13 protein-coding genes and 2 tRNA genes are annotated in these 18,538 nt (G+C 72.3%); 4 read left to right on the top strand and 11 right to left on the bottom strand.

Translation table 11 applies throughout. The features are described from left to right. Positions 1-37: 37 nt before the first annotated feature. The gene (locus ACZ7L1_RS08310; protein ID WP_471435285.1) at positions 38-628 is read right to left on the bottom strand and encodes a GAF and ANTAR domain-containing protein; all 591 of its coding nucleotides are present in this window, start codon (positions 626-628) and stop codon (positions 38-40) included. A gap of 348 nt (positions 629-976) precedes the next feature. Between ACZ7L1_RS08310 and ACZ7L1_RS08305 the strand changes: the two genes are divergently transcribed. Both ACZ7L1_RS08305 and ACZ7L1_RS08300 read left to right on the top strand, forming a co-directional pair. Further along, on the top strand, positions 977-1,330 hold the full coding sequence (locus ACZ7L1_RS08305; protein WP_471435283.1) for an STAS domain-containing protein: 354 nt from the start codon (positions 977-979) through the stop codon (positions 1,328-1,330). Positions 1,331-1,398: 68 nt separating this feature from the next. Then, positions 1,399-1,872, top strand: coding sequence for a PPOX class F420-dependent oxidoreductase (locus tag ACZ7L1_RS08300; RefSeq protein WP_103845549.1), 474 nt, complete (start codon positions 1,399-1,401; stop codon positions 1,870-1,872). Positions 1,873-1,909: 37 nt separating this feature from the next. Here ACZ7L1_RS08300 and ACZ7L1_RS08295 read toward each other — a convergent pair whose 3' ends face one another. The 10 genes from ACZ7L1_RS08295 to ACZ7L1_RS08250 all read right to left on the bottom strand — a co-directional run bounded on the left by ACZ7L1_RS08295 (position 1,910) and on the right by ACZ7L1_RS08250 (position 13,303). Further along, entirely contained in the window at positions 1,910-2,659 is a 750-nt protein-coding gene (locus ACZ7L1_RS08295) for a TetR/AcrR family transcriptional regulator (protein WP_471435281.1), read from the bottom strand. 169 nt (positions 2,660-2,828) lie between these two features. After that, entirely contained in the window at positions 2,829-5,105 is a 2,277-nt protein-coding gene (locus ACZ7L1_RS08290) for a glycosyltransferase family 39 protein (RefSeq protein WP_471435279.1), read from the bottom strand. After that, the gene (locus ACZ7L1_RS08285) at positions 5,102-6,580 is read right to left on the bottom strand and encodes a bifunctional glycosyltransferase family 2/GtrA family protein (protein WP_471435277.1); all 1,479 of its coding nucleotides are present in this window, start codon (positions 6,578-6,580) and stop codon (positions 5,102-5,104) included. The genes ACZ7L1_RS08290 and ACZ7L1_RS08285 overlap by 4 nt, the downstream gene beginning before the upstream one ends. 14 nt (positions 6,581-6,594) lie before the next feature. After that, the gene (locus tag ACZ7L1_RS08280; protein ID WP_471435275.1) at positions 6,595-8,259 is read right to left on the bottom strand and encodes an ATP-binding protein; all 1,665 of its coding nucleotides are present in this window, start codon (positions 8,257-8,259) and stop codon (positions 6,595-6,597) included. Further along, positions 8,256-8,996, bottom strand: coding sequence for a response regulator transcription factor (locus tag ACZ7L1_RS08275; protein ID WP_471435274.1), 741 nt, complete (start codon positions 8,994-8,996; stop codon positions 8,256-8,258). The genes ACZ7L1_RS08280 and ACZ7L1_RS08275 overlap by 4 nt, the downstream gene beginning before the upstream one ends. 156 nt (positions 8,997-9,152) lie before the next feature. Next, complete coding sequence (locus ACZ7L1_RS08270; protein ID WP_471435272.1) at positions 9,153-9,509, bottom strand: antibiotic biosynthesis monooxygenase family protein; 357 nt, start codon at positions 9,507-9,509, stop codon at positions 9,153-9,155. A gap of 105 nt (positions 9,510-9,614) precedes the next feature. Then, on the bottom strand, positions 9,615-10,481 hold the full coding sequence (locus ACZ7L1_RS08265) for a DUF2797 domain-containing protein (RefSeq protein ID WP_471435270.1): 867 nt from the start codon (positions 10,479-10,481) through the stop codon (positions 9,615-9,617). Positions 10,482-11,263: 782 nt separating this feature from the next. Further along, positions 11,264-12,580, bottom strand: coding sequence for a hypothetical protein (locus ACZ7L1_RS08260; RefSeq protein WP_471435268.1), 1,317 nt, complete (start codon positions 12,578-12,580; stop codon positions 11,264-11,266). Positions 12,581-12,900: 320 nt separating this feature from the next. Continuing rightward, positions 12,901-12,973 (bottom strand) — tRNA-Arg (locus ACZ7L1_RS08255). A 239-nt stretch (positions 12,974-13,212) separates the two neighbouring features. After that, a tRNA-Ser gene (locus ACZ7L1_RS08250) sits at positions 13,213-13,303 on the bottom strand. Between the two features lie 253 nt (positions 13,304-13,556). Between ACZ7L1_RS08250 and ACZ7L1_RS08245 the strand changes: the two genes are divergently transcribed. Beyond that, entirely contained in the window at positions 13,557-13,994 is a 438-nt protein-coding gene (locus ACZ7L1_RS08245) for an SSI family serine proteinase inhibitor (RefSeq protein WP_471435266.1), read from the top strand. Positions 13,995-14,194: 200 nt separating this feature from the next. Next, entirely contained in the window at positions 14,195-18,538 is a 4,344-nt protein-coding gene (locus ACZ7L1_RS08240) for a PAS domain-containing protein (protein ID WP_471435264.1), read from the top strand.

The raw sequence follows: 18,538 nt of genomic DNA, 5'->3' as shown, positions 1-18,538 counted from the left end.
TGCTTTTGTCCCCGTCTCGGCGATCAACGCCTGGCCGTCATGTGGTGTGGTTCGCATCGACGATGCGGCGGGCGAGGTCCCGCAGCTTGACGTTCTCCCGCTGCGAGGCGCGGACCAGGCTGTCGAAAGCCTCCGTGGCGTCCATGTTCAGGCGTTCCATGAGGATGCCGGTGGCCTGGCCGATCAGGTCCCGGGTGTGCATCGCCTCGGTGAGCTGCTCGCGGACTGTCACCGAGTCCAGCGCGAGGCCGACGTGTGCGGTGAACAGCCGGCCGATCCGCGTCGCGGCGTCGTCGAAGGCGTGCGGCTTGCGGGCGTACACGGTGAGCACGGTGAGGCGTCGCTTGTCCGCGCGCAGCCGCAGCGCGAGCGCCGAGCGCAGGCCCAGGCCCGCCGGCACGGAGCCGCCCGCGTCACTCTCGCTGTCCGCCACGCGCACGACAGGCGCGTGCCACAAGTGGTCCCAGTACGGGGCACGGTCGCGGCCCGGCCGGGAGTCGTGGGCGGTGCGGACGACCTCGTCGCTCCAGGCGAGCGTACGGAAGTGGCTGCCGCGCTCCGCCTCGGAGATGGCCGCGTGTTCGGCGCCCGGCACCAGGCGCACGGCGAGGCCGACGGCGGTGCTCATGGTGCTGTGAGGGGTGGCCGTGTCGTGCAGTTGCCGAGCCGCCGCGGTCAACGCTTCGGCCAGCTCGAAACCCCGTGGAAAATCAGGCAAATCAGAAAAGTCGGACGCAGGCACACGAACCTCTTCGGCGTGCACGGCCAAACGGCCATGCGCAGGAGAGCTCCGCAGCACATTCCCGACTGCGAGCGCAGGACGGACAGAACTTTATCTCCTTCCTGCCGGGCGATTGACGCCCGGTTGACTCTCGGCGGTCCCTCTTTCGGAGCGGCGCACGGGAGTGGTGGAATGAGGCGGCAGGTCAGGAAGCGGCCTCCCTGAGCCCGGACGAACCTCTGCCAGGTGAGTGCCATGACCCATGTCCCGAGCCCGTGCCGGGTGCGCGATCTGCCCGGCCGCAGCCTGATCGCCCTGCCCCAGGAGATCGACCTGTCCAACTCCCCCACGCTGTGCGCCGCCATCACGTCCTTCGCCGCGGCGCGCGCCGCCCGGCTCAGCGTACTGATCCTGGACTTCACCCGCACCGGCTTCATGGACTCCCAGGGCGCCCGCCTCGTCCAGGACGTACGGTGCCGGCTGCCCGCGCGGATCGGGGTACGGGTGGTGGCGGCACCGCTCGGCGTCCCGAGCCGCGTCCTGGAGCTGACCGGGGTACGGCGGGACGTGCCCGTGTACGACAGCCTGGCGGAGGCGTTGGAGTCCTGAAGCCGACGTGCGGTCGTAGGCACGACAGGGTCAGCCTCGGCACGGCCCGGGACCTCTAGGCTGCGGGCATGGCACCGAACATCGCGACCAACACCGACGTATCACTGGACGAGTTGCTGGACTTCGTACGCCCTCGTCACCGCGCGATCCTGCTGACCCGCCGCGCCGACGGCAGCCCCCAGGGGTCGCCGCTGACCTGCGGCGTCGACGACTCGGGGCGGATCGTCGTCTCCACGTACCCGGAGCGCGCCAAGACCCGCAACGCCAAGCGGGACGAGCGGGTCAGCGTCATCGTGCTCAGCGACGACTGGAACGGGCCCTGGGTCCAGATCGACGGCACGGCCGAGGTCATCGACACACCGGATTCCGTCGAACCACTCGTCGAGTACTACCGCAACATCGCGGGCGAGCACCCGGACTGGGACGAGTACCGCGAGGCCATGGTCAAGCAGGGCAAGTCGATCATCCGGATCACCCCGGTGCGCTGGGGGCCGGTGGCGACGGGCGGCTTCCCGGCCCGCCTGGTCTCCTCCGAGGACTGAGAGCCCGCGGACTGACCCTCGGGGCCAGGGGACACCTCTATCCCCGGGCGACCATCGCCTCGATCCCCGCGATGAGCGTCTGAAGCGCGAAGGCGAAGTCCCGCTCGCGCATCTCCTGCACCGTGTCGCCGCCGCGGGCCTGCACGAGGTCCGCGGACCGGTGCACGACCTCGCTCAGACCGGGGCTCTCGGTCACCGCGCTCATGGCGTGGCGGAAGTACTCGTCCTGGCTCAGTCCTGCCGCCGCGCAGCGCGCGATGAAGTGGCCCTCGATCGTGCCGAAGCCGTACACGAACTGGAAGACCGCCGAGATCGCGCCCATCCGGCCGTGCGCCGGCAGCCCGGTCAGCCGGATCACCCGCTGCACGGCGAGCGAGAAGGCGACCGCGTGCGGGCCGATGTTGAGGAAGGTCCCGGCGAGCGGCGACAGCCAGGGATGGCGCACCAACAGCGCCCGGTACTCGGCGGCGAGGTCCCGCAGCTGGTCGCGCCAGTCCTCGCCGGTGTCGCCGGCCGGCAGCCGCACCTCCCCGAAGGCCGCGTCCAGCGCCAGCTCCAGCAGGTCGTCCTTGGTGTCCACGTACCAGTAGACGGACATCGCCGTCACGTCGAGCTCGGCGGCGAGCCGCCGCATGGAGAACCTGGCGAGCCCCTCGGCGTCCAGCAGCCGTACGGTCGCCTCGGTGATCCGCTCCCGGTCCAGCCCGGAGGGCTGCCCGCTCCCGCGCCCGCCACGGCGCGCCTTGCCCTCCAGCCAGACGCTGGTCCGCTGGGCTGCCTTCACCATGGCACACCTTTCCCGACATTCCGTTCCCAGGCGACCACCACCTCCCGAGTCTTCCCGCTCCGCCCGCGCGGCAACGCCGCCGCGTCGCACGGTGAGTTGTGTGAGACAGAAGACGCAAAGGCGGTGGGCCGGGCATGGGTGCCCGGCCCACCGCTCGGTGCGGGAACCGTCAGCCGCTGCTCGAGCCGCCGCTCGTCTTCTGCGTGAGGTCGTAGAAGGTGGCCGAACCGACCGTCACCTTCTTGAAGTTCTGCTGAACCCACGAACTGATCTGCGACGAGACGTTGGAGCCGCCGTTGCTGCCTCCGCCGCCGAAGCCGCCGCCCGAGATGAAGTAGTGGATCTTTCCTTGCGCCACGTACTTCTGGAACTGGGCCGGCGTCGGGGACGGGTCGCTGCCGTTGAACCCGCCGATCGCCATCACCGGGTCGCCGGTGGCGAGCTGGTAGCTGGCGGCGTTCTGGGAGCCGATGGACGCGGCCACCCAGGTGTAGTCGCTCGCGTCCTTCTCCAGCAGCGCCTTGGCCGCGGAGCTGACGTTCGCGCCGTTGAGCAGGCCGCCGATGCCGCCGCCACCGCCCATACCGCCGTCACCCATGCGCCCACCGCCGGGGAAGCCCTGCTGACCGTTTTGGCCCTGCGTGGTGCCGTTGCCCTGCTGCTGGTTCCGGCCCGGCACACCGCCGCCCGGGAATCCGCCGGTGCCGTTGCCGCCGCCGGGGAAGCCCCGCTGACCGTTTTGGCCCTGCGTGGTGCCGTTGCCCTGCTGCTGGTTCCGGCCCGGCATACCGCCGCCGAAGCCGCCTCGCACACCGCCGGCGCCCGGGCCGCCGCGACCGCCGAAGCCCATGCTGCTCGCGCCCGCCGGACCGGCCGTGACGATCGACCCGGCGTGGCCCTGGTTCACGGTGGTGAGGGTGTACGCCGTCGGACCCGCGAGCGCGGCCACGAAGCCGAGGCCCACCGCGGCGAGCGCGAGCTGCCGTCCGAGCCGGGCCACGAAGACGAGCCCCAGGGCGCCGACCAGGCCGCCGACGAGGACGAGCCACTTCAGCCAGGGCAGGTAGTCCGGGGTGCGGTTGAGGAGCACGTACCCCCAGGCCGCGGTCGCCGTGGCGGTGGCCGCGAGCGTGAGCGACGCCCACGTCCTCGACCGCTCCTCCCACAGGACTGTGACGCCCATGCCGACCAGGGCGGCGATGTAGGGGGCAAGGGCCACCGTGTAGTACTGGTGGAAGATGCCCGCCATGTAGCTGAAGATCACGGCGGTCATCAGCAGCGAGCCGCCCCAGGCGAGGAACGAGCCGCGGACCAGGTCCGTGCGCCCCGCCTTCCGGGTGAGCACCAGGCCAGCGACGAGCAGGATCAGCGCCGCCGGGAGCAGCCAGGAGATCTGGGAGCCGATCTCGGAGTTGAACATCCGGTCCCAGCCGGTCGCGCCCCACTGGCCGCCGTTGCCGCCACCACCGCCGCCGCCACCACCGCCGACGCTGCCGGTCTCGTCGCCGTTGATGCGGCCGAGGCCGTTGTAGCCGAAGGTCAGCTCCAGGAAGGAGTTGTTCTGCGAGCCGCCGATGTACGGGCGGGACGAGGCGGGCCACAGCTCCACGATCGCGACCCACCAGCCGCCCGAGACGACCAGCGCGACGGTCGCGAGGCCCAGCTGCAGTAGCCGCTTCCTCAACTTCACCGGGGCGCAGACGCCGTACACGAGCGCCAGCGCCGGAAGGATCAGGAAGGCCTGAAGGGTCTTCGTCAGGAAGGCGAAGCCGACCGCGACCCCCGCCCACACCAGCCACTTGGTGCGGCCGTCCTCCAGGCCCCGGACGACGAAGTAGACGGTGAGCGCCATCAGCAGCGCGAGCAGCGCGTCCGGGTTGTTGAACCGGAACATCAGCGCCGCGACCGGGGTGAGCGCGAGCACCGCGGCCGCGATCAGACCGGCCGCCGGGCTGAACCGGCGCCGGACGGCCGCGTACACCACGGCGACCGTGAGGACGCCCATGACGACCTCGGGGACGAGGATCGCCCACGAGTTGAGGCCGAAGATCCTGACCGACAGGGCCATCGGCCACAGGGAGGCCGGGGGCTTGTCGACGGTGATGGCGTTGCCCGCGTCCAGCGAGCCGAAGAAGAACGCCTTCCAGGACTTGCTGCCGGCCTGGACCGCCGCCGAGTAGAAGGAGTTGGCGTACCCGGAGGCGCTCAGGTCGTACAGGTACAGCAGCCCGGTGGCGAGCAGCAGGCCGAGGAACGCGGGGCGCGCCCAGCGAGGGTCCTCGGGCCGCCCGCGCCAGAGTCTGCGCGTGAGCGGCTGCTGGGGCTCACCGGCTCCGGGGGCGGGAGCGGGTGGTGTGGCGGGTGCCTGCGGGGGAGTGGTCGGCGGTCCCCAGGCGTGGGGGGCCGCACCACCCTGATGGGTCGGCTGTCCGTACTGCGTGGTCATCGGTAGTCCCTCGGGTCGGTGTCCTGCGGGCGCACCGGCTGCAGCGGCATGGTGGCGTCCCTGAAGGGGGTGCGGTCCGCGTCGGCACCGGCGCGGAAGGGGATGGCGTCGTACTCGGTGTCGTACGAGGACTGCGGTGCCGCGTGGCGTTGGGGCAGCGGCGGGAGCGGCTGGTACGCGGGCCCCTGGGTGTGACGCTGGTGGGGCGCCTCGGCCTGGGGCGTCGGGGTGTCGTCGCGGCGGTCCGGGAACACCCAGGCCCTGAAGAGCAGGAACCGCAGCACGGTCGCCGCGAGGTTGGCGGCGATCAGCACCGCCAGCTCGGTGGAGTGCGCCGGGCTGCTCGTCGCCGCGTTCAGGGCGGCGAGGGAGCCGCTGGTCAGGGCGAGGCCGATGCCGAACACCACCAGACCCTGCGCCTGATGGCGGACGGCGCCGCCCCTGCCGCGGACGCCGAAGGTGAGCCGGCGGTTGGCCGCCGTGTTGGCGACCGCCGAGACCAGCAGGGCGAGCGCGTTGGCGATCTGCGAGCCCGAGAACTGCCGGAAGACGCTGTAGAGCACCAGATAGAACAGGGTGGACAGGCCGCCGACCACGCAGAAGCCGACGAGCTGGCGGGCCAGGCCGCCCGGCACGTCTCTGAGGTCGCGGTCGCGCGGATCGTCACCGAACGGCCGGGTCAGCCGGTCCAGCGGCAGCGACCCGGTGGCCAGCGCCTTGCCGATGCGCCACACCCCCTTGAGGTCGTCGGTCGCGGTCTTCACGATGTTCACCGTGGAGTCCGGGTCGTCGACCCAGTCGACCGGCACCTCGTGGATGCGCAGCCCGGCGCGCTCGGCGAGCACCAGCATCTCGGTGTCGAAGAACCAACCGGTGTCCTCCACCAGCGGCAGCAGCACCTGGGCCACATCACGGCGGATCGCCTTGAAGCCGCACTGCGCGTCGGAGAACCGGGCCTGCAGCGAACCGCGCAGGATGAGGTTGTAGGCGCGGCTGATGAACTCCCGCTTGGGGCCGCGCACGACCCGGGAGCTGCGGGCGAGCCGGGACCCGATCGCCAGGTCGGAGTGACCGGAGATCAGCGGCGCGACCAGCGGGAGGAGTGCGTTGAGGTCGGTGGACAGGTCCACGTCCATGTAGGCGAGGATCGGGGCGTCGGAGGCGGACCAGACGGCCCGCAGCGCCCGGCCGCGGCCCTTCTGCTCCAGCCGGAAGGACCTCACCTCGGGGATCCGCTCCTCCAGCCGCGCCGCCACCTGCGGGGTGGTGTCCGTGGACGCGTTGTCCGCGATCGTGATGCGGAACGCGTACGGGAACGTGCGCTTGAGGTGCTCGTGCAGTCTGAGCACACATGGCCGGAGGTCCTTCTCCTCGTCGTAGACGGGGATCACTACGTCCAGGACAGGCGTACCGGCTCCTGCGGCCGGGAGGTGCTCCCGCGCCGGCAGGGTGCCGGGAGAAGAGTCGGTTCGCATGGAACCGACTCTTCTCAAGCGCCCTGTCGCACCCGTGTGGTGGCGCTGTGCTGTGCCTGTGAGTGCTGTTGCCAGGCTGTTTCGGGGGCCGGCGAGGACACGCGCGGGGTCAGCGCCGGCAGATGCAGGGTGAACACCGTGCGCCCGGGAACGCTGTCGACGATGACGGCGCCGCCGTGCGCGGTCGCGACGGCCTGCACGATGGCGAGCCCGAGCCCGGTGGAGCCGGTGGCCCGGGAGCGCGCCGAGTCACCGCGCGCGAACCGTTCGAAGACGTGCGGCAGCAGATCGGGCGGGATGCCCTGCCCGTCGTCCTCGACGTCCACGCACAGCCACGGTCCGCGCCGCTGCACGCGTGCGGTGACGGTCGTACCGGGCGGGGTGTGGGTCCGGGCGTTGGCGAGCAGGTTGACGAGCACCTGTTGCAGTCGTGCGGCATCCGCCGACACGAGCGCCGGCTCGTCGGGCAGTTCGAGCCGCCAGTTGTGGTCGGGGCCCGCGGCGCGCGCGTCGCTGATGGTGTCCACGACGAGCGGGACGAGGTCGGTCTGCTCGAACTGCAGCGGGCGGCCGGCATCCAGCCGGGCGAGCAGCAGCAGGTCCTCGACGAGGAGGGTCATGCGCCCGGCCTCGGACTCGATCCGGCCGAGGGCGTGCCGGGTGTCGGGTCCCTGTTCCTCGCGTCCCCTTCTGGTCAGCTCGGCGTACCCGCGGATGGAGGCGAGCGGGGTGCGCAGCTCGTGACTGGCGTCCGCGACGAACTGCCGTACCCGCATCTCGCTCTGCTGCCGAGCGTGCAGGGCGCCGTGGACGTGGTCGAGCATGCGGTTGAGGGCGGCCCCGACCTGCCCGACCTCGGTGTAAGGATCGGTCTCGGACTCCGGGACCCGCTCGTCGAGGGTCACCTCACCGGTGTGCAGCGGGAGTTCGGAGACACGGGTGGCGGTCGCGGCGACCTTGCGCAGGGGCCGCAGGGCGATCCCCACGAGCACGGAACCGGCGATGCCGGCGGCGACCAGGCCGGCGGCGGTGACGCTGACCTCCACGATGACGAGGGTGTCGATGGTGTTGGTGACGGTCGGGGTGGGCAGGGCGACGTAGAAGGTGCCGTGGGCGCCGGTGACGTACTTGGCGCGGTAGTCCCCGAGCCCCGGGAGCGTGACGGTGTGCACCTTGCCGTCACGGGGAACGGAGGCGAGCGCTGTGATCTGGGCCTGGGACAGCTCGACGGCCTTCATGCGCTCGAAGCCGGCGCTGGCGGAGGAGACCTCTTTCTTGATGACCGCCTTCGTGACGGTACCGGTGGAGTCCGTCTGGGCGGCGACGGTGTCGGATGGAGCCGGTCCCTTGGTGATGAAGTCGTCCAACCTGTCCTGCGCCGTTGCAGTGCCGGAGGAGGTCCCCGCGGCGTCGCCGTTCGGGGTGTCCGGGCCGCCCGGATGACCGTTCCCGGGGCCTCGCAGGCTCCCCCCGACCGGACCCGAGACGCCGTGGCCGACATCGGCCACCTGCCCGTCCAGCTCCCCGTACAGGTGCTGCCCCAGCGCGATGGTCGTCACGGTGCCGATCACGGCGCACACCACCGCGATCAGACTGACCGCCGAGACGACGAGCCGCGTCCGCAGCGTGCGCGGCTGTCGTCCTCGCCTCTGCGTACGCGGCCGTCGTCGCCCGCTCATGACGCCGCGGGCTTGATCATGTAACCGGCGCCGCGCCGAGTGTGGATCATCGGCTCGCGGCCCGCGTCGATCTTCCTGCGCAGGTAGGAGATGTACAGCTCCACGACGTTGGCCTGGCCGCCGAAGTCGTACGACCACACGCGGTCGAGGATCTGCGCCTTGCTGAGCACGCGCCGCGGGTTGCGCATCAGGAAACGCAGCAGCTCGAACTCGGTGGCGGTGAGGTGGATGTTCTCCCCGCCCCGGGACACCTCGTGGCTGTCCTCGTCGAGCATGAGGTCCCCGACGACCAGAACGGAGTCGGAGCGGCGGTCGGCGGCGCCGGACCGCCGGATCAGCCCGCGCAGCCGGGCCACGACCTCTTCCAGGCTGAACGGCTTGGTGACGTAGTCGTCGCCCCCGGCCGTCAGTCCCGCGATCCGGTCCTCGACGGCGTCCTTGGCGGTGAGGAACAGAACCGGCACGTCGGGCAGTTCGCGTCGCAGCCGGCCGAGGACGGTCAGGCCGTCCATGTCCGGGAGCATCATGTCGAGCACGACGGCGTCGGGCCGGAAGTCACGCACTGTCTGAATCGCGCCGTGTCCGTCACCCGCGCTGCGGATCTGCCAGCCTTCGTAACGAAGGGCCATGGACAGCAGTTCGGTGATCGACAGCTCGTCGTCCACTACCAGCACTCGGACGGGGCTCCCGTCCGGCCTCAGCAGTTCGGTGCGCCCCTGGGGCGAGGTCGTGGTCATGGTGGACACCTTGTCGGGATCCTCTGAGAGCGCCCTTTCACGAATCTGTGATTTTCCTGAGAAGCGCACAGGCACCTCTCAGGGAACTCCTGGGAAGATCCCTTGACGCGGCATCAGAGGACGACAGTACGACGGCCCCGGGGCGACCCGTCCCGCTCACTCACGCGCCGGATCCCGCTCGGACGTATGGCTGCGCTCGACCTTGGCGACGTGCAGGGTGTACGCCTCGTACCACTGGGCGCGCCCGCGCTTCTGGGCGGCGCGGTGCTGCAGGTTGCTCCGCCACTCCTCGATGGCGGCCAGGTCCCGGAAGTACCCGACCGTGATCGACAGGCCGCCCGGGGTCCGGGCCTGGTCCATCCCGAGGAACCCGGGGACCTCTCGGACGAGTTCTTCCATCCGCTCGGCGGTCTCGCCGTACCCCTCGTCGTCCTCGGTCCGCACGGAGGTGAAGACGACGGCGTAGTAGGGGGGTTCATGGGCGGTGACAGGCGCAACGCGGTGATCGCTCATGTCGCCACGATCGGTCACGGCGGCACGCACGTCCAGCCCCTTTCCGAACGGGACCCGAACGGGACCGAAGTGAAGGGCAGGCTTTCGCCAACAAGGGAACGGCTGTCAGAACAGCCCGTCCTGCACCCCCGTCTCCCCCACCTCCCGCACCGGCACGGTCACCTCGTCCCGCTCGGCGCCCGTCAGCTCCCACCCCGTCATCAGTCGTGTATCCAGCACCAGGACCCCGCGCCCGGTGGCGAGGTGAAGATCAGGCCCGGCGGCCGCCAGCACATCGCCGCTCACCCCTGTGCCCGCCACCAGCTCGCTCACCACGCTGTCCATGGGCGGCAGCCCCTCCAGCCCGAACACCCCGCCGTGGTCGACGGCCAGGAACGGCGCCCGCTCCAGCGACTCCGGCCAGCCGCCCAGCGCAACGGCCCGGGAGTGCAACTCCTCCAGTTCGGCGACTCGCTCCCCGGTCGGCGGCAACACGGCCCGCACCGCCCGCTTGTCGGCGTACGGGATCCGGTCGGGCACCCGGAGGGCGGCCCGCAGCAGCTCCTCCGCGCGCCGCGCCGCCATCAGCGGCCCGCACCCCAGCCAGCTGAAACAGACGGCACCCTGCTCCAGCAACCGCGCGGAGCCCCGCTCGGCCGCGGTGATCCCGACCTTGACCATGCCGGGCCCGAACCAGGCGAGATAGACGCGGTACGGCCGCGGATCGTCGGCGAAGGTATCAGCGGCGACGGAACGGGCCCGGTCGAGGCGGGCGCACTCCTCACACCGCCCGCCCGTACTCCGCCCGGGCACCACGGCCCGCGCCGCACACCCATGCCCCCGTGCCCCCACACACCGGCGCACACCCCCCGCGACCACCGCGAAGGCCACCCGCTTCCCCCGCTCCAGCGCACTGTGCCGCCCCCCTTCCCATGCCAGCACGGGGCCGCCCTCACCCCACCGCAGCCCCGCACATCTCCACACCTGAGTCATCACTGCCGAGAGTAGGCGCCACCACTGACAACGCGGCCAGAAGGATCACGGCGCGTTGTGGGGCCGCGATCGCCGCCCGTGTCGCCGCGCCGCCTCCTACCGTCCCGGACTCCGCGGATCCCCCGGCACCGCTTCCCCCCTCCGGGCAGCCACGAGAACGGCCAAAGTGGTGCGCGCCTCGCGCCTCACCACCTCACGACGCGCGAAGGTCGCGGTCAGGGCGAGAACCGAGGCCGTCACCGCATAGAGGGCGACGCCAACCGCAGACAGAAGCCCGACGATCACCGGGCACGCACCTTTCTCCCCCCGCTCGGGTGACCCGGTCCTCGGGACCGGGGTGCGTTCTGCGTTTCCACCATACGAGGACTGTCAACGGCCCCGACGGCACCGGGACTTGGATGCCCGGCCGGGGACACGCCACCGGGCATCCGGTCGGCCTGAGGGCTGGTTCCGACCCGTCGATGTCATTGACTGACGTCAGAAGCCCTCCGGGATGATCCCGGAGGGCTTCCGATCTGTGCGCACTCGGCAGGATTCGAACCTGCAACCTTCTGATCCGTAGGCGCGTGCACGTTGCGCACAGCTTCCGCGCACCTGCATTTTCACGCTGGTGATCCACCAGCGCGGACCAACGCACATCCGTGATCGTGCATCGGTGTATGTGGTTGTTGATGTCAGGTGTCGATGTCAGGGCGTCGGGTGCTTTCTGCTGGTCAAGTCACCATTGGCAAAAGTTGCCTGTCACTTACGGCTGCGAGGGCTGGTCCCGTCGGCCGGGGTCGTCACCGATGAGGATGACTGAGGTTGTCGTACCAGTGGTGGTCGTGCCAGTGCCAGCCGCCCCCGCCGCCTTTGGCCCTCACGGTGAAGCACTCGCTGCTGCCGTCCGCCGACACGGCGGCGTAGTTCGGGTTGCCCGAGTACTCCGCGCGCCAGCAGTAGGTCCCTGCGACAGTCGGCCGGAACGGCGGGGACGTCGCGGTGGCGGTGGTCGACAACGTGGCGGTCAGCGGTCGTGGGCCGTCCACCGCGGTGCCGCCGCTCGTGCAGCTCGTGGCCGGCGGACCGCAGACGAAGAAGGTCACCGTCGCACCGGACGCCGCAGGGTTGCCTTCCTGGGCGTTCCCGGTCACCGTCGCGTGGTCGACGACCGTGGTGCCGACCCGGAGCCTAGTCCTGGAGGGTGTGGTGACGATGCTCGGCGGGGACGTGTAGCTGATGGTCACCGAGGGAGTACCGGTGGGGTTGGCGACGGTGGAGACGTTGCTGGCGCTTGCGAAGGCGAAACTGGAGCCGCCGCCCCCGCCGGCACCGGCGTTGCTCCCCGTAGCGCCGCCGCCCCCGCCCCAAAAACCGGCACCGCCTCCGCCGCCACCGGCCCCGAACGGGTAGCTGCCACCGCTGCCACCGACACCCGGTGTTCCGCTCCCACCGTTGGATTGGGGGCCGACTGAGCCCCCGCCGCCCGTTCCTCCGGACGTGCACGTTCCACCGGTGCCCGGCCCGGCACCGGCGGCCCCGGTGCCATCAGTGCCGGGATTGCAGTAGGCGAGCCCGACACCACCGGCGCCACCGCTCAGGGAGAGGCCGCCTCCACCACCACCCCCGCCGCCTGCACCCACCAGCCAGCGCGGGTCCGCCGAATCACCGGTCAGCATGCAGCCGGACGAGGTCGCTGAGCACGTGCGGAGGTCGGACTCGCCGCCGCCCGCCCCACCGTGGGTGGTACCACCGGGGCCTCCGCCCACTCCGACCTCGACGTACAGCGTGCTGCCGGGGGTGACCGGGACGTCGGCCGTCACCTGTGCGCCCGCGCCTCCGGCGCCGCTCGAGGTGGCACCGGCTGCACCGTCGGTGACCACATGGATGCTGGTCACTCCGGAGGGCACGGTGAACGTGTCTTCACCGGTGGTGGTGTACGTACAGGTGGGCGGCGGCCCGCTACTGAAGACCCCGTTGGTCCCGCACGGACTCTGCGCGGACGCCTCCTGCCCCGTCATCCCCACGACACCGAGCGCCAGACCCACGGCAAGCGTCGCGGCCGGCGCCCGGCCGAGCAGGCCGAGCGCCCTTGCCCCACCACCGTACTTGTGATGCATCGAACCTCCCGAGGGACACGGCCGCCTGTAGCCGCGTTTCTGACGTACCGTCAGTAAACCCAAGGAGGATTATTGTCCCCACGCGGCGCGCTGACCGGTGCAGCCATGCGGACGAGCCGGTGCCTCGGGGCACACTGGACACGACAATCTTCATGGGGCCCTGCCGTCCGATGATCGGAAAAGTCAGAGGCGCTGTGGATCACTCCAGAGGACCTCATCAGCCGGCGAGTCGGAGCCGGACACCGAGGAGTGATCAGCGTTTCCGTCCGCGTCGACGCCAGAGGCCCCCTGGGATCATCCCAGGGGGCCTCTGACCTGTGCGCACTCGGCAGGATTCGAACCTGCAACCTTCTGATCCGTAGTCAGATGCTCTATCCGTTAAGCTACGAGTGCTTGTTCTGTTTTCGTCTCCGCTCCCGGCCCTTCCGGCCCGCCCGCGGCGACAGGAAGAACATTACATGACTGCCGCCGCCATGTGAAATCCGTTTGCCCTACCCCTTGTGACCTGCAGAAACGCGCTGCCGGGTGGATCCCGGGGCGGCTGCGGGACGGGCGTCGGGAGCGGCTCCCGGCGCCTGTCCCAGAAACAGCGAAGCCCCGGTCGCGGGGACCGGGGCTTCGGTGATCTAGCGCGGAGGCGGAGGGATTTGAACCCTCGATGGGCTTTAAGGCCCAAACCGCATTAGCAGTGCGGCGCCATAGACCGGACTAGGCGACGCCTCCAGCACAACCGCTCACACGCGAGCGCGAGTGGTGCGTGCAGATGATGACACAGCCGAGCGGGGTGTCACCAATCGGCTCCCACGGTACTAGGCGGAAAGCCCGCAGGGCAAAGCACTGGGCCGCATCAGGCCCCATTGGGTCGTATCGCCCGCCACCAGGGCCCATGGGCGTCGCCGATGCGCCTGACGTGACCCTTCGTGGCATCCGCCGGCACGCTCCGCAACCGCTCCACTCCGCTGCCGTTAGGCAGGCCATGGACCACTTCCGCCTTCGCCACCGCCCTCTCCTCCTCGGGGCCCTCGCGCTTCTGCCTCTCACCGCCGCGGTCGATCCCGCGTACGCGCACGGTCAGCGCTCGGCTCCTCAGGGTGACCGGCTCCTCGTCACCGTCCACAACACCGGGGGCGCCGACGGGATCTACGTGTTGCGGTGCCATCCGGCAGGCGGCACCCACCCCGCCGCCGGCCGCGCGTGCGCCGTGCTCGAGCGACGGACCGTCTGGGGGCGGGACCCGTTCGCCCCGGTGCCGCCGGACAGGCACTGCACCCTCCAGTACGGCGGACCCGCCACCGCGCACGTCACCGGGAGGTGGGCCGGGAGGCCGGTCGACGCGTGGTTCGACCGCAGGAACGGGTGCCGGATCGCCCGCTGGGACGCGCTGGTGCCGCTGCTGCCGGACGTTCGTTCGTAGCGAGTGACGGCGCCGGGCCCCCCGTGCACGGCCACCTGCGCGGTCACAGGTTCTGCGTCAGTTCCGCGTGCGACCTCCCTCTCATCCGGCGCCGCGGGCGCCAGGACTGCCCGTAGACTCCCTCGCGTGACACGCTGCGGGCCGGTTGGCAAGATGGCCCTCGCGGTCAGCAAGGTGCGGTAACAGGGAGGAAGCGTCTCGTGAGCAGCAGGCCATCCCGAGGCGCTGCTCGCCTCGCTGCCATACTGGACGCGCTCCCCGACGCATTGGTGCTGGTCAACGCCAACGGCACGGTCGTCAACGCCAACACCATCGCCCTGGAGGCCTTCGAGACACCCGGGACCGCGCTCGTCGGGCGCGGGCTGCTCGATCTGCTCCCCCAGTTCGACTCTCGGCTGATCCCCGGCTCCATGCGGCGCCCCGACTCCCTCGACCCGCGCGGACAGACCAAGCCGACCCGGATGATCGCCCGGCGCACGGACGGCACCGAGTTCCCCGTCGAGGTCACGAGCGCCAACCTGGAGGACGGCCGGCAGGCCTACGACGGCTACGGCTACACCGGCGACGAACTGCTGATGCTCGTCGTCCGCGACCTGTCCGGCACCGTCGACACCGAGGCCGAACTCGCCCGCTCGCAGCGGCAGACCGAGATGATCCTGCGCGCCGCGGCCGAGGGCGTGGTGGGCACGGACACCGACGGACGGATCGTCCTCGTCAACCCGGCCGCCGCCCAGATCCTCGGGTACCGGGCCAGCGACCTCGGCGGCAAGGAGCTGCACACCCTCGTCCTGCACTCCCGCGACGACGGCTCCCCCTTCCCGTACACCGAGTCACCGCTGTACGACACCCTGCGCTCCGGGCGCAAGCACCGGGTGCGCGGGCAGGTGCTGTGGTCGAAGCCCGGGGACAAGGTGCCGGTCGACCTGACGACCTCGCCGGTGCGCGACGGCGACCAGATCGTCGGCGCCGTGATGACGTTCACCGACCGGCGCCCGTTCGACGCGCTCGTCGCGGAGAAGGACGAGGCCGCCAAGCAGCACCGGGAGGAGCTGGAGCGGGTCGCCGAGGAGCACCGGGAGGAGCTGGAGCGGCTGCGCGGGGAGCATGCCGCCGAGCTCGCCGAGTTGCGCGAGCGGCACGCCGAGGAGATCGCGGCCGGGGAGGAGCGCTACGCCGCCCTCGCCGAGCGCGAGAAGGACCGCTACGAGGCGCTGACCGCCCGGCACGACCAACTGCTCGCGGTGCTCGGCCAGTCGCTGCGCGGCCCCCTCGACGAACTGCGCGGTGAACTGTCCAAGCTCGCCGCTGACGACGCCGGCCAGCTGTGGCCGGAGGCCAACCAGGTGCTCCACCACCTCGCGGCCGGTTACTCGCGCATCACCACGCTCATCGACAACGTCCTCGGCTACCAGCGGCTCGACGCCGGCGACGACGACCTCGTCCGGACGGCCGTCATGCTCGACGCGGTGGTCGCCGCCGGTGTCGACGGCGCCGTCGAGCTGATCGGGCCGGGCCGGGTCCAGTTCGCGGTGCACGCTCCGCCCATCGAGGCCGAGGTCGACCCGCAGCGGCTCGCGCAGGCGCTCGCGCATCTGATCGCGGACGTGGCGGGCGTCGACTCGACGGGCAACGCGCCGGTCTCGGCGGGCGGTTACATGGACAACACCGTCGTCGTGGCTGCCGCGCAGCGCGGCGAGGTCGCACGGATCGAGGTGCGCGGCCCGTACGCCGGGGGAGACGCGGTGCACCAGCCGATCGTCGGCGGCATCGTGCGCGCGCACGGCGGTGTGCTGCAGACGCACGAGGTGCCGGGCATGAGCGGCAGCGCGTACGTGCTCGAAGTGCCGCTCGGTGGCGGCGCGGGCGCGGTCGCGGCGGCCCCGGCTGAGCTCGCGGCCGACACCCCGGCGGAGGGGCACGGGACCGAGCTCGCGCTGCCCGAACAGGGTGAGCCGCAGGGCGGCGGCCGACGGCGCGCTCGCCGGTCGTCCGTGGACGCGTTCCTGGAGAGCGAGGTCGGCGACTCCGCCCCCGCTCCGTCCGAGACGACCGCGGCGCCCACCGGGCGGCGTCGGCGACGTGCGGCGCAGGAACCCGCCGCCGAGGCAGCGGTTCCGACGCAGGCGACCGGTGGCGACGGTGCCGAAGCCGCCGGAGGCACGGGACGCCGGCGCGGCCGGCCGAACCTCGCCGAGGACGTGGCCGAGGGCTCGGTGGTGACCGCCGCCGAGCACGCCGCAGGAGCCCCCGCCGCGGCCACCGGACTCGGCGGAACCGTGCCGCCGCAGGGCGTGCCCGCGCCCTCGGGTCGCCGCGCCCGCCGGGACACCGAGCAGCAGGCGCTGCCGCCCGCGCTGCCCGCCGCCTCCGGTACCTCCTCCCCCGGCGAGGCCCCCGCGCCCACCGGACGCCGCCGGCGTGCCCTGGCTGCCGCGAACGAACGTGCCGCCGCCGCGGAAGCCGCTCCCCGTACGGTGTTCGCGCTGCCGCCCGCCGAGGCGGACCGCACGCCGGAGCAGAGCACGGCCGACGAGGGCCGCCATGACGCCGTTCCGCACGATGCCGCCGAGGAGCACACGCCGCCGCAGCCGCACCCGGTGTCCGCGCCCACGGGCCGCCGCCGCGCCCGCCCGGCCGCCGCGCCCGGACAGCCGCAGCCGGCCCCGGACGGCGCCTCCGCCACCGGGACACCGCCTCAGGGCGTGCCCGCGCAGATGACGCCCGGTGCCCCTGCCGGGGGCGTTCCCGGGCAGGAGGGCCCGCAGCCCGTTCCGGCCCAGGGAGTGCCGACCGCTCCGGCCGCGCAGGGCGGGCCGGCGGTGCCCGACGGGCCGCCGCTGCCGGCTCAGGCGGCGCCCGGCCGGCCCGGCCCCGCCGTCCAGTCCGTACCCATGGCGCCGGGCCGATCGGTGGTGGCCCCGGGGCAGCCCATGGCCCCGGCTCAGCCGGTCCCCGCCGCCATGCCCGCCCAGCCCGTCACGGGACAGCCGGGTCGGCCCCCCGTCGCGCCCCAGCCCGCGGCGCAGCCACAGCCCGGCCCGCAGGCAACGCCGGCCGCGGCGCCCACGGCAGCCGCCCCGACCGCCGGCGCCCCGGTGCCTCCGCAGGCTCCCCACCAGGCAGCCCCCGGCATCCCGGTGCCCCCGCAGGCGTCCCGGCCCGCCCCGGGCACCACCGTGCCCCCGCAGGTCTCCCAGCCCGCTCCCGGCACTCCGGTACCCCCGCACCGGGCTCAGCAACAGCCCCAGGCCTGGCCCGGTTCCGGTGACACCGGCGCCGGCACGCCCGTGCCGCAGGCACCGGGGACCACCCCGTCCGCGGGCACGCCGCTGCCGCCGGAGCAGCAGCGCACGCCCCAGCCGCGCGCAGCCCAGCCGCTGCCCGCTGAGTCGGCCGCCCCCGTCCACTCCCACTCGACACAGGGCCGCCCGATCAGCGTGCGCACGCTCGGTCAGGGGGTGCCCTTCGCACGGCAGGCGACGCAGACCGGTGTCCCGCCCCGCCCCACGGCGCCGACGCCTCCCCCACACGCATCCAACGGTTCCGGCCGCCGCCGCAAGCTCGGCACGCCTCCCGAGCCGGCCGGTGAGCGCCCGGAGGCGACCGCCCGCCCGCACCCACAGCCCGTGTCGGCTCCGGTCCCGCCCCAGCCGTCCCTGGCCGGGCAGTCACGCCCGGCCCCGGCCACCGAGGGCGCCGGACGGTCGTACGCCATAGGGGCCCCGGACGAGAACGCCGACGAAGGTCCCGAGCCGCTCGACGGGCCCGGCGGTGCCGTGGAGATCGCCGACCAGCCTCAGCTGCAGCCGATGGACGACGAGCTGCCCCCGGAGCCGCTCGACAACCCGCGCCGGCTGCTCGTGTGGCCCGCGCCGGACGTGACGACCCAGCAGGCGCTCAGCGACCGCGGCTACCGGCCCGTCGTCGTCAACTCCCGTGAGGAGGTCGACGCGCAGATCGCCGCGTTCCCGGCAGCGCTCTTCGTCGACCCGCTCACCGGCCCGATCACGCGCACCGCGCTCCAGTCGCTGCGCCAGGCCGCGGTGGCCGCGGAGGTCCCCGTCATGGTCACGGCCGGCCTCGGGCAGGCGACACGGGAGGCGGCGTACGGCGCCGACCCGGCCGTCCTGCTGAAGGCGCTGGCCCCGCGCGACTCCGAGCAGCACCCGCCGCGCGTGCTGCTCATCGAGGAGCACGCGGAGATCGCCCTCGCCCTGACGGCCACGCTGGAGCGGCGCGGTATGCAGGTCGCGCGGGCCGCGTCGGACGCGGACGCGGTCACCCTGGCCGCGCAGATGCGGCCGAACCTGGTGGTGATGGACCTGATGCAGGTGCACCGCCCCCAGGCCGGGGTCGTCGACTGGCTGCGCGCGAACAACCTGCTCAACCGCACCCCCCTCGTCGTCTACACCGCCGCCGTGGACCCCGCCGATCTGCCGCGGCTGGTCTCGGGTGAGACGGTCCTGTTCCTGGCGGAACGCTCGACCAGCACCGAGGTGCAGGACCGGATCGTGGATCTGCTGGCCCGCATCGGCACCAACTGA

The sequence above is a fragment of the Streptomyces sp. NPDC107546 genome, from assembly GCF_055639175.1.
This window is presented reverse-complemented; position numbering and strand designations above follow the sequence as displayed.

What these genes read in the sequence shown, in the direction of transcription:
- ACZ7L1_RS08300 (WP_103845549.1), top strand. Translation starts at nt 1,399, where the DNA reads ATGGCACCGAACATCGCGACCAACACCGACGTATCACTGGACGAGTTG.
- ACZ7L1_RS08245 (WP_471435266.1), top strand. Translation starts at nt 13,557, where the DNA reads ATGGACCACTTCCGCCTTCGCCACCGCCCTCTCCTCCTCGGGGCCCTC.
- ACZ7L1_RS08275 (WP_471435274.1), bottom strand. Translation starts at nt 8,996, where the DNA reads ATGACCACGACCTCGCCCCAGGGGCGCACCGAACTGCTGAGGCCGGAC.
- ACZ7L1_RS08290 (WP_471435279.1), bottom strand. Translation starts at nt 5,105, where the DNA reads ATGACCACGCAGTACGGACAGCCGACCCATCAGGGTGGTGCGGCCCCC.
- ACZ7L1_RS08305 (WP_471435283.1), top strand. Translation starts at nt 977, where the DNA reads ATGACCCATGTCCCGAGCCCGTGCCGGGTGCGCGATCTGCCCGGCCGC.
- ACZ7L1_RS08260 (WP_471435268.1), bottom strand. Translation starts at nt 12,580, where the DNA reads ATGCATCACAAGTACGGTGGTGGGGCAAGGGCGCTCGGCCTGCTCGGC.
- ACZ7L1_RS08280 (WP_471435275.1), bottom strand. Translation starts at nt 8,259, where the DNA reads ATGAGCGGGCGACGACGGCCGCGTACGCAGAGGCGAGGACGACAGCCG.
- ACZ7L1_RS08285 (WP_471435277.1), bottom strand. Translation starts at nt 6,580, where the DNA reads ATGCGAACCGACTCTTCTCCCGGCACCCTGCCGGCGCGGGAGCACCTC.
- ACZ7L1_RS08310 (WP_471435285.1), bottom strand. Translation starts at nt 628, where the DNA reads ATGAGCACCGCCGTCGGCCTCGCCGTGCGCCTGGTGCCGGGCGCCGAA.
- ACZ7L1_RS08270 (WP_471435272.1), bottom strand. Translation starts at nt 9,509, where the DNA reads ATGAGCGATCACCGCGTTGCGCCTGTCACCGCCCATGAACCCCCCTAC.
- ACZ7L1_RS08265 (WP_471435270.1), bottom strand. Translation starts at nt 10,481, where the DNA reads ATGACTCAGGTGTGGAGATGTGCGGGGCTGCGGTGGGGTGAGGGCGGC.
- ACZ7L1_RS08295 (WP_471435281.1), bottom strand. Translation starts at nt 2,659, where the DNA reads ATGGTGAAGGCAGCCCAGCGGACCAGCGTCTGGCTGGAGGGCAAGGCG.